13 protein-coding genes, 4 tRNA genes and 1 pseudogene are annotated in these 15,819 nt (G+C 72.4%); 7 read left to right on the forward strand and 11 right to left on the reverse strand.

Features of this window, described 5'->3' with window-relative positions:
* Window positions 1-133 precede the first annotated feature (133 nt).
* Both ACFXMG_RS35370 and ACFXMG_RS35375 read left to right on the forward strand, forming a co-directional pair.
* Window positions 134-904 (forward strand): DsbA family protein, encoded by a 771-nt coding sequence (locus ACFXMG_RS35370; protein ID WP_383813982.1) that lies wholly within the window; start codon window positions 134-136, stop codon window positions 902-904.
* Window positions 901-1,746, forward strand: coding sequence for a cytochrome c biogenesis CcdA family protein (locus ACFXMG_RS35375; protein ID WP_383813980.1), 846 nt, complete (start codon window positions 901-903; stop codon window positions 1,744-1,746). Before ACFXMG_RS35370 ends, ACFXMG_RS35375 begins: the two co-directional genes overlap by 4 nt.
* A gap of 41 nt (window positions 1,747-1,787) precedes the next feature.
* Here ACFXMG_RS35375 and ACFXMG_RS35380 read toward each other — a convergent pair.
* From ACFXMG_RS35380 to ACFXMG_RS35390, 3 genes are all read right to left on the reverse strand, one after another.
* Window positions 1,788-1,861, reverse strand: a tRNA-Phe gene (locus ACFXMG_RS35380).
* Window positions 1,862-1,883: 22 nt separating this feature from the next.
* Window positions 1,884-1,957, reverse strand: a tRNA-Asp gene (locus tag ACFXMG_RS35385).
* Window positions 1,958-1,997: 40 nt separating this feature from the next.
* Window positions 1,998-2,070: transfer RNA gene (locus ACFXMG_RS35390), tRNA-Glu, on the reverse strand.
* 105 nt (window positions 2,071-2,175) lie between these two features.
* Between ACFXMG_RS35390 and ACFXMG_RS35395 the strand changes: the two genes are divergently transcribed.
* The 5 genes from ACFXMG_RS35395 to ACFXMG_RS35415 all read left to right on the forward strand — a co-directional run bounded on the left by ACFXMG_RS35395 (window position 2,176) and on the right by ACFXMG_RS35415 (window position 9,589).
* Window positions 2,176-2,526, forward strand: coding sequence for a metallopeptidase family protein (locus tag ACFXMG_RS35395; RefSeq protein WP_383813978.1), 351 nt, complete (start codon window positions 2,176-2,178; stop codon window positions 2,524-2,526).
* 153 nt (window positions 2,527-2,679) lie between these two features.
* Window positions 2,680-3,453, forward strand: a complete 774-nt coding sequence (locus ACFXMG_RS35400) for a hypothetical protein (RefSeq protein ID WP_384119624.1) — start codon at window positions 2,680-2,682, stop codon at window positions 3,451-3,453.
* Window positions 3,454-3,686: 233 nt separating this feature from the next.
* The gene (locus tag ACFXMG_RS35405; RefSeq protein ID WP_384338768.1) at window positions 3,687-6,071 is read left to right on the forward strand and encodes a DEAD/DEAH box helicase; all 2,385 of its coding nucleotides are present in this window, start codon (window positions 3,687-3,689) and stop codon (window positions 6,069-6,071) included.
* 199 nt (window positions 6,072-6,270) lie between these two features.
* Window positions 6,271-9,435, forward strand: a complete 3,165-nt coding sequence (locus ACFXMG_RS35410; protein ID WP_383826325.1) for an FG-GAP-like repeat-containing protein — start codon at window positions 6,271-6,273, stop codon at window positions 9,433-9,435.
* Between the two features lie 81 nt (window positions 9,436-9,516).
* Window positions 9,517-9,589: transfer RNA gene (locus ACFXMG_RS35415), tRNA-Lys, on the forward strand.
* An 86-nt stretch (window positions 9,590-9,675) separates the two neighbouring features.
* On the opposite strand, the pseudogene ACFXMG_RS35420 reads toward ACFXMG_RS35415, so the two are convergent.
* From ACFXMG_RS35420 to ACFXMG_RS35455, 8 genes and pseudogenes are all read right to left on the reverse strand, one after another.
* A pseudogene (locus ACFXMG_RS35420) lies at window positions 9,676-10,345 on the reverse strand (site-specific integrase); the annotation flags it as partial.
* A complete protein-coding gene (locus ACFXMG_RS35425; protein ID WP_383826327.1) occupies window positions 10,312-10,569 on the reverse strand; it encodes a helix-turn-helix domain-containing protein in 258 nt (85 codons plus the stop codon). The pseudogene ACFXMG_RS35420 and the gene ACFXMG_RS35425, both read right to left, overlap by 34 nt.
* Before the next feature lie 71 nt (window positions 10,570-10,640).
* Window positions 10,641-11,258 carry an HAD-IA family hydrolase gene (locus tag ACFXMG_RS35430; RefSeq protein ID WP_383826408.1) on the reverse strand — a complete coding sequence of 206 codons (618 nt, stop codon included), beginning with the start codon at window positions 11,256-11,258 and terminating at the stop codon, window positions 10,641-10,643.
* A gap of 633 nt (window positions 11,259-11,891) precedes the next feature.
* Window positions 11,892-12,503, reverse strand: coding sequence for a hypothetical protein (locus tag ACFXMG_RS35435; protein WP_383826330.1), 612 nt, complete (start codon window positions 12,501-12,503; stop codon window positions 11,892-11,894).
* A complete protein-coding gene (locus ACFXMG_RS35440) occupies window positions 12,500-13,798 on the reverse strand; it encodes a hypothetical protein (RefSeq protein WP_383826332.1) in 1,299 nt (432 codons plus the stop codon). Before ACFXMG_RS35440 ends, ACFXMG_RS35435 begins: the two co-directional genes overlap by 4 nt.
* Window positions 13,795-14,592: an ATP-binding cassette domain-containing protein gene (locus ACFXMG_RS35445; protein ID WP_384338766.1), complete on the reverse strand. Its 798-nt coding sequence runs from the start codon at window positions 14,590-14,592 to the stop codon at window positions 13,795-13,797. The genes ACFXMG_RS35440 and ACFXMG_RS35445 overlap by 4 nt, the downstream gene beginning before the upstream one ends.
* Before the next feature lie 10 nt (window positions 14,593-14,602).
* Entirely contained in the window at window positions 14,603-15,100 is a 498-nt protein-coding gene (locus tag ACFXMG_RS35450; protein ID WP_383826337.1) for a hypothetical protein, read from the reverse strand.
* 141 nt (window positions 15,101-15,241) lie between these two features.
* The gene (locus tag ACFXMG_RS35455) at window positions 15,242-15,529 is read right to left on the reverse strand and encodes a hypothetical protein (protein ID WP_383826339.1); all 288 of its coding nucleotides are present in this window, start codon (window positions 15,527-15,529) and stop codon (window positions 15,242-15,244) included.
* Window positions 15,530-15,819 lie beyond the last annotated feature (290 nt).

Here is a 15,819-nt window from a genome sequence, read left to right on the forward strand (position 1 = left end):
GCACCTGCGGCCGAGAAGCGGCGAACCGATTTACGGGCCTTCCGGCGCCTTGCGGCCCTCGCGGCGGCCGGATTGTGACGGCTTGAACCCCTTGCTCACGGAGTGTTCCGGGTCCGTGTCTAGAGTGCACCTCATGTCCAGCCCCCAGTCCTCCTCCAAGACCCGTCCCGTGCTGATCGTCGCCGGCGTGGCCGTCGCCGCCGCGCTGCTCGGCCTCGTCTCCTACACCGCGACCAAGCCGGCCGCGCCCTCCGCCTCCGATTCCTCCGCCTCCTCGTCCGTGGCCGACGTCACCGCCGATCCGGCCGCCGGGGTCTACCCGGAGCTGGAGAAGTACGCCCGCAGGGACGCGTCCGACCGGCTCGCCCTGGGCCGCGCCGACGCGCCCGTCGTACTGATCGAGTACGCCGACTTCAAGTGCGGCTACTGCGGGAAGTTCGCCCGGGACACCGAGCCCCTCCTGGTGAAGAAGTACGTCGAGAACGGCACCCTGCGCATCGAGTGGCGGAACTTCCCGATCTTCGGCGAGGAGTCCGAGGCCGTGGCCCGCGCCTCCTGGGCCGCCGGGCAGCAGGGCCGCTTCTGGCAGTTCCACAAGGCGGCGTACGCGGACGGGGCCAAGGAGAAGGGCTTCGGCGAGGCGCGGCTGCGCGCCCTCGCGGCGGAGGCCGGCGTGCCCGACCTCGCCCGCTTCGCCAAGGACAGCGACGGCGAGGCGGCCCGCGAGGCCGTACGGAAGGACCAGGAGCAGGGGTACGAGCTCGGCGCCTCCTCCACCCCGTCCTTCCTGGTCAACGGCCGTCCGATCGCCGGCGCCCAGTCCCTGGAGACCTTCACGGAGGCGATCGAGGCGGCGGCCGAGAGGGCGAAGACGACGTCCGGGCAGGCGGGGGCCTCGCGGTGACGGCCGGGATCGGCTACTTCGCCGCCTTCCTCGGCGGTCTCCTCGCCCTGCTCAGCCCGTGCAGCGCCCTGCTGCTGCCGGCCTTCTTCGCGTACTCGATCGAGAACCGGGCGAAGCTGGTGGCGCGGACCGCGATCCTCTACGCGGGCCTCGCCACCACCCTCGTACCGCTGGGCGCGGCGGGTTCGCTGGCGGGCCGCTTCTTCTACGGCCACCGGGACCTGCTGGTGGCCGCCGGCGGCTGGCTGATCATCGGGCTCGGCGTCCTCCAGATCCTGGGCCTGGGCTTCGCGTCCCGCCGGATGTCGGAGGCGAGCGGCCGCATCCGGCCCACCTCGGCGCTCTCGGTCTACGCCCTCGGCCTGGTCTACGGCCTGGCCGGCTTCTGCGCGGGCCCGATCCTCGGCAGCGTCCTGACGGTGGCGGCGCTGAGCGGCAGCCCGGCGTACGGCGGCCTGCTCCTCGCGGTGTACGCGCTCGGCATGGCGGTGCCGCTGTTCGCGCTCGCGCTGCTGTGGGAGCGGTACGACCTGGGGCGGCGGCGCTGGCTGCGCGGCCGGCCGCTGCGGATCGGGCGGTTCGAGGTCCACTCGACCTCGCTGGCCTCGGGCCTCTTCTTCGTGGCGCTCGGGACGCTGTTCCTGGTCTTCGACGGGACGACGGCGCTGCCGGGGCTGCTCTCGGTGGACGACTCCTTCGCCGTGGAGCAGCGGGTGGCGGAGTGGGGCCGCGCGGTGCCGGACTGGGCGCTGCTCGTCGGGGTCGTGGCGGTGGTGGGTCTGGTGCTCGCGCTGCGGGGCCGGGGCCGGAGCCGTACGCGGGGGGCGGAGCAGCCGGAATAGAGGAAGGGCCCCGTTCTCACGAACGGGGCCCTTCTCATTTGTGGCTGGGGCCGGGGTCGAACCGGCGACCTATCGCTTTTCAGGCGATCGCTCGTACCAACTGAGCTACCCAGCCACGAAGCTGTCTCCAGCTTCAGCGACTCTGACGGGACTTGAACCCGCGACCTCCACCTTGACAGGGTGGCGAGCTAACCAACTGCTCCACAGAGCCTTGTTTGTGTACGAGCACTAGTCTCGCACACGGTTGTGCGTGCCCCCAACGGGATTCGAACCCGTGCTACCGCCTTGAAAGGGCGGCGTCCTGGGCCACTAGACGATGAGGGCTAACGGCCCCACCTGGGCGCTTGTCGGCGCCTCGGGGACGTGAGAAGCATATGGGATCCCGGGCGGTATCGCCAAAACGGTTTCCGGGAGGGGGAGAATGGGCCTGTGCTGGAGATGACGCGCGAGGAGTTCGAGGAGCTTGTCGCCGAGGCCCTGGACCGGATCCCGCCGGAGCTGACGCGGCTGATGGACAACGTGGCGGTGTTCGTGGAGGACGAGCCCTCTCCGGACGATCCCGAGCTGCTCGGGCTCTACGAGGGGACGCCGCTGACCGAGCGGGGCGAGTGGTACGCGGGCGTGCTGCCCGACCGGATCACGATCTACCGGGGGCCGACGCTGCGGATGTGCGAGGACCGCGAGGACGTCGTGGCCGAGACCGAGATCACCGTGGTCCACGAGATCGCCCACCACTTCGGCATCGACGACGAGCGGCTGCACGCGCTCGGCTACGGCTGAGCCGGCCGGCCCGCCGGTCGGAGGGCCGGGGGTCGGAGGGCGGCGGGGGCGAAGTCGAACAGGGGGGCGCCGCGCCGTGTCCCTTGTGGCGCCTGGGGAGTTGGGCAGGGGGACGCGTTCCTTCCCCGCCCTTTGTGTCCTGGAGGTGCCTCCGTGCGCCATTTCCCCACCCGCGTTCGATGGGCCGCCGCCGCCGCCCTCGCGGTCGCCGCGTGTGCCGGTCTGAGCGGCTGTATGAGTGTGAGCGACGAGAGCGCGCGGCCCGCGCCGGGCGCGACCGGGGGGAAGCCGGGCGCGTCGGCGGAGCCCGACGGCGGCTCCGGAGCGCCGGACGGCGGCGGGGGCGCGTACGGCGGCGGGGGCGGTGACCGGCCCGGCGGCCCCGACGTGGCCGGCGAGGGCGGGAAGTCGCCCGTGCCGAGCGGTTCGCCCTCCGCCTCCGCCTCGGCCTCCCCGGGCGGGCAGACCCCGGGCCCGGGGAAGCCCGGCAGCTCCCCGCCCGCGAAGACGGACCCCACGGGCGGCGGTGCCACGGGCGGCCACGGCGCGACGGGCGGCGCGTCCGGGAGCGCCGGGGGCGGCGGGGACGCGGGCGGTGACAGCGGCGGCGGCGCGGCGAGCGGCGGCACCGCAGGCGGTGGCGGGGACGGCGGCGCCACGGGCGGGACCGGCGGCGAGGCCGGAGGCGCGCCGGGCGGCGGCGGGGGCACCCCCTCGCCGGAGCCCACCCCGGAGCCGACCCCCACGCCCGAGCCGACCCCGGAGCCGACGCCGGAGCCCACGCCCGAGCCGACCTCCCACCCGACCGATCCGCCGAGCGAGGGCCCCTCGACCCAGCTGGGCGGCCTGCGGGCCGCGGGGACGGTCGATCCGGCCACCGGTCCTGCCACGGAGCCGGTGGCATCGCCGCAGGTGAGCCCGGTGTGAGCCCTGGCCGCGCCCCGGAGTGAGACGGGTGTCACTTCGATCCGTTTGCCATCGGTGGGGGGGAGTGCGTATGGTGGTAGATCGTTTGATCCCATTTGCCCGGCGCCGAACCGAAGAGCGCCGTGACTGGCGCGTACTCTCCCTTGCCGTGGCTGACCGCATTGAGGCGGTCGTTTGCGAAATCACGGAGTTGACGGGCGCGTGCCGAGACTCCGGAAGGTTTCGCATTTCGCATGTCCATTTTCAGTTCTGACCACACCGTCATGCCCGAGAACGACGAGATCGTCGAGGCCGTAGAGGCCACCGAGATCGCCGCCTTCGAGGCCGACATCGAGGCCGACACCACCGACGCCGACACCGAGGCGGCCGACGAGCTCCTCGACGCGGACGCCGACGCCTCCGACGCCTCCGACGCTGCTGACGACTCCGACGAGGAGTCGGACGACGAGTCCGACGAGCCCACCATCACCTTCGGCGACCTCGGTCTGCCCGAGGGCGTCGTGCGCAAGCTCGCCCAGAACGGCGTCACCACCCCCTTCCCGATCCAGGCCGCGACCATCCCGGACGCCCTGGCCGGCAAGGACATCCTCGGCCGTGGCCGCACCGGCTCCGGCAAGACCCTCTCCTTCGGTCTGCCGCTGCTCGCCACCCTGGCCGGCGGCCACACCGACAAGAAGAAGCCCCGCGGGGTCATCCTCACCCCGACCCGTGAGCTCGCGATGCAGGTCGCGGACGCCCTCCAGCCGTACGGCGACGTGCTCGGCCTCAAGATGAAGGTCGTCTGCGGCGGTACGTCGATGGGCAACCAGATCTACGCCCTGGAGCGCGGCGTCGACATCCTCGTCGCCACCCCGGGCCGCCTCCGCGACATCATCAACCGCGGCGCCTGCTCCCTGGAGAACGTCCAGATCGCCGTCCTCGACGAGGCCGACCAGATGGCCGACCTGGGCTTCCTGCCCGAGGTCACCGAGCTGCTCGACCAGGTTCCGGTCGGCGGCCAGCGCCTCCTCTTCTCCGCCACCCTGGAGAACGAGATCGACAGCCTGGTCAAGCGCTACCTGGTGGGCCCGATCACGCACGAGGTCGACCCGTCCGCCGGTGCCGTCACGACCATGACCCACCACGTCCTCGTCGTGAAGCCGAAGGACAAGGCCCCGGTGACCGCCGCGATCGCCGCCCGCAAGGGCCGCACGATCATCTTCGTCCGCACCCAGCTCGGTGCCGACCGCATCGCCGAGCAGCTCCGCGACGCCGGTGTGAAGGCCGACGCCCTGCACGGCGGCATGACCCAGGGCGCCCGTACGCGCACCCTGGCCGACTTCAAGGACGGCTACGTCAACGCGCTCGTCGCGACCGACGTCGCCGCCCGAGGCATCCACGTCGACGGCATCGACCTGGTCCTCAACGTGGACCCGGCCGGCGACCACAAGGACTACCTGCACCGCTCGGGCCGCACCGCCCGCGCCGGCCGCTCCGGTGTCGTGGTCTCCCTGGCCCTGCCGCACCAGCGCCGCCAGATCTTCCGCCTCATGGAGGACGCGGGCGTCGACGCCTCGCGCCACATCGTCGGCGGCGCCGGCGCCTTCGACCCCGAGGTCGCCGAGATCACCGGCGCCCGTTCGCTGACCGAGGTCCAGGCCGACTCCGCGAACAACTCGGCCAAGCAGGCCGAGCGCGAGGTCGTCGACCTGACCAAGCAGCTGGAGCGCCTCCAGCGCCGCGCCGTCGAGCTCCGCGAGGAGGCCGACCGCCTCGTCGCGCAGGCCGCCCGCGAGCGCGGCGAGGACCCGGAGACGGCGATCGCCGAGGTCACCGAGGCCGCCGAGGCCGAGGTCGCCGCGGCCGCCGCCGAGGCCGAGCGCGCCGCCCGCGAGGAGCAGCGCCGCGAGGAGCGCCCGGCCCGCGACGAGCGGGGCAACTACGAGCGCCGTGACCGCGGTGGCTTCAACCGCGACCGTGACGACCGCGGTGACCGCGGCGGCTTCCGCGGTGGCGACCGCGGCGGCGACCGCGGTGGCTTCCGTCGGGACAACGACCGTCCGTCCGGTGGCTTCCGCCGCGACGACCGTCCGTCGGGCGGCTTCAACCGCGACGACCGCGGTGGCCGTTCCTTCGACCGTCGCGACAACGACCGTCCGTCCGGCGGCTTCCGCCGCGACAACGACCGTCCGTCCGGTGGCTTCCGTGACCGTGACGACCGTGGCGGCGACCGTGGCGGCTTCCGTCGCGACGACCGTCCGTCCGGTGGTTTCCGCCGCGACAACGACCGCCCGTCCGGTGGCTTCCGTGACCGTGACGACCGTGGCGGCGACCGCGGTGGCGACCGTGGCGGCTTCCGTCGGGACAACGACCGTCCGTCCGGTGGTTTCCGCCGCGACAACGACCGTCCGTCGGGCGGCTTCCGCCGCGACGACCGTCCCTCCGGTGGCTTCCGCCGCGACAACGACCGTCCGTTCAACCGCGACCGTCGTGACGACCGTCCGTCGGGCGGCTTCCGCCGCGACGACCGCCCGTCCGGTGGCTTCCGCCGCGACGACCACCGTCCGTCCGGTTCCTCTTCCTCCTCCTTCGGAGGCGGCCGCCGCGACGACAAGCCCCGCTGGAAGCGCAACGGCTGATCCCGCGTGATCCTCTGAAGGCTTCCGCGCAGGCCCGCCCCCGGACGTACAACCGTCACGGGGGCGGGCCTGTCTCCGTATCCGGACGCGGGATACGCTCGCGCGTCCGGTGCCCGTGTTCTGTCGTACAGCCGTATCGCCGTACCGTCGCGTCGCCGTGTCGCCGTACCGCGGGATCATCCCGGGGAGGGGCCTCCTCTTGCTGTCGTCTCGCACCGCATCCGCGCGGCGCTCCCGTGCGCGCGTCGTCCTGCTCGCCGCCGTGCTGGTGGCCACCGGCGCCGGTCTCGCGCCCGTCACCGCGCCCACCGCCGTCGCCGCTCCCGGCGCGCCGGTGGTCGGGATCGACCAGCTGGACATCGACCCGGACTGGCGGGCCCTGCCCCGGGGAGAGGTCGTCACCTCCGTGTCGGCGTCCGGGTACGCGCACGCGACCGAGGACGGCGACGCCCTCACCGGCGACCCGCTGGTGTGGACGGACCTCGCGAGCGGCACGAGCACGCCGCTCGGGTACGGGGCGCGGGGCCGGTTCGGCGAGGCGGGGATCGGGGGCCGGTACGCGTACCTGGAGCCGGCCCCGGGCACGTACGCCGTCCGCGATCTCACCACGGGCGCCCAGCGCGCCCTCACGCTTCCGGCGGGCACGGCGTACGAGGGTCTCCTCGGCGAGACCGTGATCCTCCGGAAGGGCGCGGGCTACCGGCTGGTGCCCGCCGCCGCGCCGTCCGGCGCCGGGACCGCCGTCACCGGCTGGCCCGTCGACGCGGACCTGTCCACCGCGCGGCTCGTCGCGGGCGACGAGACCACCGCCGTGATCCGGTTCGCGCGCGTCGGGGAGCCGGGCACCTTCACCCGCCTGGGCCTCGTCGACCTGCGGACCGGGCAGGTCGGAGTCGTACCGGCGACCACACCCACCGGCAGCGACGGCGGCGGTGGCGGTGAGGGTGGCGGTGATGGTGACGGCCTCGCGCCCGTCGTCCTCGGCGCGGACCGGCTCGCCTGGGTGGATGCCGCCCGCACCGTGCACGTCCTCCCGCGCGCCGACCTGGCGGGCACCGAGCGGACCTTCCCACTGCCGGACGGCCTCGACGGCGAGGGCGGGATCGGGCTCGTGGGCGAATGGGTGCTCGCCACCGGCCAGGCCCAGGGCGCGGACGCGGCCCTGCGGCGGCGGGTCGTCGCCCTCCACCCCGACCGGCCCGAGGTGACCCTGCTCCAGCGGGCCCAGGCCGAGATCAACCAGTTCGGCGCGGACGGCGCCGCGATCGTCGGCGGCACCGGCGCGACCGACTGGTCGCTGCTCAAGGCGGTGCCCGGCAAGGACGGCACCCCCGTCCTGGAGAAGCTCGCCGCGCCCGTGCCGCCCGTGCCCGCCGCCGTGGAGTCGCTCGCGGTCGGCGCCGGCCGGCTCTCCACCCTGGAGAGCGGCGGGACGGCCGGCCGCGGCTTCAGCGCGCGGACCCTGCCCGTCGGGCCGCTGCACACCGGCCAGTCGAAGCCGGTCCCGCTCGGCGCCGGGGCGGAGGGCGTGGACCCGGACGCCCCGCCCCCGCTGCACGACAGCGGCGACGGCCGGACCGTGCACCTCGCGCGGGACGCCGGTACGTGGGAGGTCGTCGCGCGGACGGCCTCGGGCCAGGTGACCCGCGTGCCGACCGGCGAGCCCCGCGGGCAGATCGCCGACGCCTTCGGGCGGTGGGTGGTCTTCCAGGGCGACACCCGGACCCTCGTCGTCGACCTCGACGCGCCGGCCGGCGCCCCGCGGATCACGCCCCGCCCGACGCGTACGGCCGCCGCCGTCTGGGGCGACACCCTCTACACTCCGGCGCCGGTGACCGGCGAGCTCGCCCGCACCGACCTCGCCACCGGCAGGGACCTCGGGAAGCTCACCGGCGTCACGCCGTGCCGGGCGGCCGAGGTGACCGAGTATCAGGTGGCGGCCGGACGCTGGCTGTACTGGGCGTGCGCGGACGGCCGGCAGGGCGTCCGCGAGCTGCGGACCGGGGCGAAGACCGCCCTCGGGGCCAAGGCGCCGAGCGGGGTCCTGCTCGGGGACGGCTACTTCGTGGACCGCGAGCCCGGCGGGACCCGGCTCCGCGTCACCGCCTTCCACACCGGCCAGGCCCGTACCGGCTTCCTCGACGCCACGGCGTCCGTCACCGGCGAACGCCGCGTCACCTGGGCCGTCGACCGCTTCGGCGGGGCCGTGGCCTATCGCGGGGCGGACCGGCGGGTGCACGTCGTCTGGACCGACGTGCCGACCTCCGACCTGACCGTCGCGTCCTCCTCCACCCCGGCCGGCCTCAGGCTGGGGGGCCTCTGGAAGGCGTCCTGGACGCTGTCCAAGCCCGCCGCCTTCTACGAGGTGCGCGTGGCCGACGCGTACGGCTGGAAGGCCGTACGCACCTTCCGGGGGAAGGAGACGCGCGGCCGGATCGACGTCACCTGGGACGGCCGGAACGCGGCGGGCGTGCCCGCGCCGAACGGGCCGTACGTGTGGGAGCTGCGCGCCGACACCGCCGACGGCAGGGGCCGCGACCTGATCGCCTCCGGCGGGTTCACCGTCTCCGGCAGCCGACCGGCCTTCCGGGACCTCGCCGGGAACGACGCCCTGGGCGACCTGCTCGCCATGGACACCGCCGGAGCCGTCTCCCTCTACCGCGGCAACGGCTGGGGCGGCCTCTCGGCCCGTATCGCGGGCTCCGGCGCCGCCTTCCCCGCCGGCACCCTCCTCGTGCCCTTCGGCGATGTCGACGCCAACAGCTGCGCCGACGTCCTCGGCCGCGTCGGGAGCCAGCTGCGCGCCTACCGCCCCGGCTGCGGCAAGGTCGTCACGGCCTCCTCGCCGTACACCGTCATCGGTTCCGGCTGGAGCCAGTACGACGTCCTGACCTCGCCAGGTGACATCAACGGCGACGGCCACGCCGACCTGATCGCGCGCCAGACCACGACCGGCGACATGTACTTCTACGCCGGCACCGCCGACCACCGCCTGAAGGCCCGGGTCCGGATCGGCACCAACTGGAAGCTCTACCACCGGATCACCGGCGCCGGCGACCTCGACGGCGACGGCCGCGGCGACCTCCTCGCCGTCGACGCCTCCGGCACCCTCTGGGTCTACTTCGGCACCCCGCCCGGCGGCGTCACCGCGCGCGTGCGCGTAGGCGGCGGCTGGCAGATCTACACCGCCCTCCAAGGCACCGGCGACCTCAACGCCGACGGCGAGAGCGACCTCGTCGCCCGCGACACGAACGGCCGCCTCTACGCCTACTACAGCCACGGCCGCGGCCGCACCGGCGCCCGCTACGGCTACCGCGAGCTCATCGGCTCCGGCGGCTGGAACACCTTCCGTACCCTCTCCTGACCCCACCGCGACGCGGCGGGATCCGATACCCGATCGGTTCCCCGGGCCCGTCGGGCTATGCTGCACGGAGTGCTCGCACACGGGCCGTTAGCTCAATTGGCAGAGCAGTGGACTTTTAATCCATTGGTTGTGGGTTCGAGTCCCACACGGCCTACATGTGGCGGGGGAGGGAAGCCCCTCCGACCTGCTGTGGAGCGCCCCGACCGGTTTCGGCTGGTCGGGGCGCTTCGTCGTTCTGGGGGTCTCCCGCCAGCGGCGGACGCGTTCGTCGGTCGGCCGGGTTGAAGGTGACGAGCTGCTGGGCGATGGCGGAGTTCAGGGCTGCGCGGAGGGTGCGGCGTACGGCCTGCTGGGTCGCCGGGCCGGTGATCTTCCGGAACGGCTTCATCTCCGCCAGCTTCGCCCGCTCGGCGGCGAGCCGGACACGTTCGGCGGCGACGGGGCGGCCGGGCCTGTGCGGCTTGCAACGGGCGACCTGCTCGCGGCGGGCGTGGTTCTCGGCGGCGGTCACCTCGTTGTCGTCGGCGATCCCGTCGAACATCTCCGCCAGGTGACCGACGTTGAGCCGGTCCAGGCGTATATGCCCGATACGGGGCTGCAAATGGACGCGGATGTGTGAGGCGTAGCCGTTGAGGGTGGTCTTGCGACGCTTCTTCGACGCGAACCAGGAGTCCAGCCACTCGCCGACCGTGAGGCTGCCCCGCAGCCCGAGTCCGGCCCGCAGGCGCCGCCGGGTCTCTTCGACCTCGGGCAGTGGGGCCTTGTCGTCCGCGACCTCCTCCAGGAGTCCGACGAGACGCTGGAGGCTGTCGGGGTCGTCGGCGTCCGCCAGGGCGAGAAGCGAGCGCACGTGGTCGAGGTCGGCCTGGGCGGCCTTCAGGGTCTCGTAGCCGGCGGCGTCGGCTCGACGGACGACGGCGCGGAGCTCCTCACAACGATGTCCGTACCGAGCGCGTCGGCAATGGAGAGCAGGGACGGCAGGGAAGCCGACCCGCCACGTTCGAGCTTGCGGACCACGCCGACGGACACGCCGGACGCCTCCGCCAGCTGCTCCTGCGTCATACCGCCGCGCATCGCCTTCAGGCGCTCAGAGGTGGTGCACTCCGACCACTGCATGATCCAGAACCTCCGCATGAGGGGCCCCACACGGACAGTACTGGCGGAAGCGGCAGCGCCGACGGCCTTTACCCAGACTTCAGTTGGCCTCAGCCGGCGAGCACTGCCGTCACGCCGAGAAGGGTCTCCAGTTCGGCCACGGCCGCGTCCTCGTCCGTGACATGGACGGTGGTGATGCCCAGATCGGTGGCCGGCGGAAGGTTCACCGCGTGATCGTCGACGAAAACGCACTGCTCGGCGGGCAACCCGATGTGCTCCAGCGCGAGTTCGTAGATCGCCGGATCGGGCTTGGCTATTCCGACGAGCTCGGAGACGACGTGCACGTCGAACAGGTCCCAGATACCGACATGCTCGTACGGGTTGAATGGGTCGAGCCCGAAACTGTTGGACAGCAGGGCGAGCCGGTGCCCGGCAGCCCGAGCGGCCCGCGCGAGAGCAACCATCCGCCGAGCCGTCGGCACCCCGGCCCAGGCCCGCCCCATCAGGTTCATTGGATCCACGTGCGGGCCCAGCAGGGCCGCCGTTCCCTCGTTCCACTCGGCCTGCCCGATCTCCCCGATCTCCAGGGCCTTGTACAGGCGTCGGCCTTCGGGATGATCGTTGAGGGTGGCCCGCCACGCACCCGGTTCCAATCCCTCGGACTCGCACCAGGCACGGTGGACCGTGATCGGGCTGGCGGTGAGCACTCCGGCGAAGTCGAGGATCAGGCCGCGCTGTTCATTCCCGAAACCGTGCGGCCCCCGTGCCCCAGGGCCGAAACTTGAGACTCGCCCAAGCGTCGCCGCGACCGAGGTGACTCGCCGCGCTAGAAGAACAGGAGTAGGGGCCGCATGAGAGGTAGGGAGCTTCCCACGGCAGAGGCGAATGGACAGGCGGATGCCCAGTCGTACATGCATGACTGCTATCTGGAGGAGGGAGAGGACCGACGGAACGAGCCGGCTGTCCTGGTACGCGCGAGTGCCCCTGACAACCGGAACGTCTTCCACAGCGACGATGGCTGTGGGTTGGTCGCTGGAGAAGGTCGGCACCCAGAGCAGGCGAGCTGGATGCTGCTCGGTGACGCGCAAGCCGTCGACTACGCGCCTTGCGCTCGGTGCGGGACATCTGTCTGACGGCCGACCCCGAGCGCGGCTCCAGCGATTCCTGGGCGGGAACGTCAATGCGCCGTGAGTCCCACGCTCCCTGGTCTCAGTCCTGGTCTCATTCGCCTTGTCCGGGCCCGTCCGGGCAGGGTCACTATGGTCCCCGCCGGACCCTCGTACGAACATGTGCAACGCGTGTAGGGGGCACCCCCTCACGCGTTCGAATCTCGTGCCCTGAGCCGGCCCTTCGGCGTTCTGCTACGACTCCGCCCGGTCATCGGCGCTGGGTGGCGCTCCGGGCAGGAGGAGAGCGGCGAGCCACAAGAGGGCTGCGATGGCCAGGGCGCCGGGAGACGTCGCGGGATGGATGGACCAGGCCCACCCTTCCGGGGTGTTGTCCGCTCCCACGCCGAGCAGGAGGGTCGGGCCGAAGGTGCCCAGGGGCAGGAGCCAGGCCAGGCCGCTGCCGAAGAGGCGTGCGCTGATCACCGCGAGTCCCAGGTAGCCGACCGCGTTGCGGACCGAGGTGGCGAAGACCTCGACGGGCAGGCCGAACACCAAGGGCAGGGCCGACAGGACGGTGGCGAACAGGGTGAGCGCGACGAGCTGAAGGCGCCGGTAGAGGGAGACAGGGCGGGCCGACACATGCTCCAAGTCGGCCATGGAGGTATGGAGGGTGGTTCCCAGGATGACGGCGTACGCGACGGGAACGACCGCCGCCACGGGTACGGCGTAGTCGACCAGGTGGCGGAAGTCGGGGATGTCCACCCGCTCCCGAGTGAACACGGCCGTGGCCACGGCCACCACGGCCGCCGCGGCGGCCGCCCGCGGCAGGTTACGGCTGCGGGCGTGAGCGAGGGCGGGGTTCACCGGGGCAGCGCGGGGACGGGGCGGCAAGCGCCGATCTCGCGGGCGGCGGCGGTGAGCCACTGGTCCCGGGCGCCGGCGGGTGCCTTGAGGACGCCTTCGAGGGCGGTGGAGAACTCCTCGCCGTAATAGGGGGCGGCGAACTCGGTACGCGAATAGACCACGGCCTGGAACAGAAACGTGTCGGGGTACCCGCCGGCCACCTTGAGCAGGTGCGGTTCGCAGCCGCTGGGCGGCTGGGGCAGGGACGCGTCGAGCATCGCCCCGGTGAGGGAGCGGGAGTCCATGACCGGCCGGTAGACCGGCAGCTCCGCGCTGCCGGGACCCTCGGGCCGCAGCCCGGTTTCGTAGAAGCTGCGGTTGAACCCGGAGAGGGAACCTAGCGCGCCATCCACGGTCCGGACCGCCGCTCGTGCCTGAGGGAGCAGATGGCTGTCGGCCGGCCACAGGCACGCCTTCGTACGCCCCTGGGTGACACAGAGAGGTTCGGCGGGCTGCTCGGCACGTACGGCCCAGAACGGGTCGGGTACCGGAGCCCGGAAGGTCAGCAGGGCGCCTCCGGCCACCGCCGCGACGATGGCCGGCACGATCAGGAGCGGGCTGGGAGAAGGCACCGCACGGCGCACGAGAGCGGGCAGTGCCAGCAGGGCGAGGGCCGCAGCCGCGCACCAGACGGTCGCGATCAACAGGCGGGTGGTGTGTGGCCGGAAGGCGGCGTCCCAGTGTTCGTCTATCGCCGGGAACAGGGCGGCGAGCGGGAGTTCCGGGACGAAGGCGAAGAGCACGAACACCAGGTACCAGAGCACTCCCATGGCCGGAGCCGTTATCCGGGACGGGACGAGGGTGCCGGCAGCCACGCCCGCGGCGATCTGGAGCGCGGTCATCGCCACGGCCAGCAGCAGCGGGGGCCATACGGGTTCGGTCACGTCGCTGATGCCGGCCGTGCGCTGGAAGGCCACGACGACCATCAGGGCGTAGACCGCCAACGACCAGAGCCAGGCCGCACCCCACAGGAGCAGCGCCTGTGACCAGCCTCCGCGTGGCGTGGTGTCGGACCAGGCACTCGTGCGAGTGCGCCGGGCCCGGCCGGCGGTCCACGCGGCGGCGGCACTCATCAAGGAGCCCATGACGATCACGCCGAAGACCTGGACCTTGATGCTGGTCTGGCTCCACCAGCCGACCCAGTCGCTCGTCGCGGCATCCGCCGAGACCAGGTACCAGACCCCGGCCACCGCCGACAGAAGGGCCACCTTGCCCGCCTCGCCGCGCCGCATCTCGTGAAGCAGCACGCGGATCATGTCCGTACCCCGTTCGCCTGCACCACGGCCAGGTAGCCGGATTCCACCGCGGGGCCGTCGGGTGCGCTGCCATCGTGGTCGGGGTTCTGGGCACACAGGTCGGCCGCGGTCCCAGTGAAACGCATCCGGCCCTCCAGGAGCACGTGGACACGGTCGCAGACGTGGGCCACGTCCTCGGCGAGGTGGGTACTCATCACCACCGCCGAGCGTTCCCCGAGGTCACGGATGAGGGACCGGAACCCCACCCGCTGCGCGGGGTCCAGGCCGACCGTCGGCTCGTCCAGGAGCACCAGGGCGGGGCGGTTCACCACAGCCTGCGCGATTCCGGCCCGGCGGAGCATGCCGCCGGACAGCGCGCCCATGCGTCGGTCCGCGTAATTCTCGAGCTCCACCAGGCACAGGGCCTCGCGCACGCGCTCCTGCCGCTGCCCGCCCGGCACCTTGCGCAGCCAGGCCGCGTACTCCACGAACTCCCGTACCGTGAAACGTGGGTAATAGCCGAAGGACTGCGGCAGCACACCGATGCGCTCCCGGACCTTACGCAGTCCGGCCCGGCCGCGCACAGGCTCGCCGAGCAGGGACACCGTCCCCTCGTGCGGTCGCCTGGCGGTGCTCAGCAAGGAGAGCAGGGTGGTCTTGCCCGCGCCGTTGGGGCCGAGCAGGGCGGTGGTACCGGAGTGGAACTCCGCGCGCACGCCGTCGAGGGCGACCACGGTCTTGTAACGGACCGTGGCGCCCTCGACGACCGCGACCGGCGAGGCGCCGGTCGCGGCGATGTCACTGTCGACAGACACAGTTTCCCGATTAGTTCTCTGCGGCCACGTAGCCGTAGGCACGGCTGCCCGAAACACCGGCCCACGAGGCCTTCGTGTAGTACTTGCCGCCCGTGGTGGTGCCCCCGTAGGAACCGCACCCGTAGCCCGAAGAGTAGCCCCGGGAGGTGGAAGCGATCTGCGGGTCGGGCATGAACGACTTGTCCTGGTACACGTAGCCGCTGAACGTCTTCAGGTCGGACGTGGGGACATCGCCACACGCCCTGGCGTGACCGGAGCTCGGGCCGTTCCAGCGCTCGCCGTCCTCCTTGGAGCCGGCGGTCGCGATCGAAAACGTCAGTCGGCTGCCGCTGATCTCACCGGCAACGGCGATACCGGCCGGAAGGGCCAGAGCAGCGGCGATTCCGACGACTGCTAAGCGCTTACGTATGAGCATCTTGTTGTTCCCCCCTCGTTTGATCTTCGCGAACGTGAGGGACAGTAACCCGAGCCCGATCGCCGTCGGCGTGACGCTGTTCACATTGCGCACGGGATGACCGAAAGCCGTAAGAGCAGAGCCTCCTGACCAGGGCAGACGGCTTCCGTGGCGATCGATTGACGCAAAAGGTCATCGGGGCATCCACAGATCCCCGGTCTCAGTTCGGGAGAACACGGAATGAGCCGCCCGAACTCACAGCTCTTCGTCGTGCAGGTACAACTCGGCATCGTCGAGTCGGATGAGCCAACTGCGTGCCGATGTGCGATGCGCCGTGGCTCCTTCGACGCCGGCCGCGGGGTGGGTGAGAGCCGCGATGAGGTCAGCAGGGAAGGGGTAGCCCCGCCATTCGAGGTCCCATCGTCCCTCGTGTCCCCAAAGGCGGCTTGTGGGCGCCCAGCGGGCTCGTTCGGTGGTGCGGTCGAGCGGATCGATGAACCAGCCCCCCAGGTCGAAGGAGCCGTCCGGATCCCGCAGGGACATGCTTCGGCAGGCGCCGTGCGCGACCCCGACCTGCGGAGAGGGTGCCTCGCTCGGAGACGTACATCTGAGCACCGCTGGGCAGGTGCCGCAGGCTCCACAGGTAGTAGCCCAGGCGCTCCTCGACCCGCATCCCGGGGATGTGCGGGTCGGTCGCGCTGCCGACGAGGCGGAGGGCGACGTTGTCGCAGGCGTTGACGATCAGCACGAGGTGATCGAATCGGGGGGAGACGACCGGGCAGTACGCGCCGATCTGTCCCACCCGCCAGCGCAGTCGCGGTGCGGTCAGCGTT

It is taken from the genome of Streptomyces sp. NPDC059201 (genome assembly GCF_042754585.1).
Classification (GTDB): Bacteria; Actinomycetota; Actinomycetes; order Streptomycetales; family Streptomycetaceae; genus Streptomyces.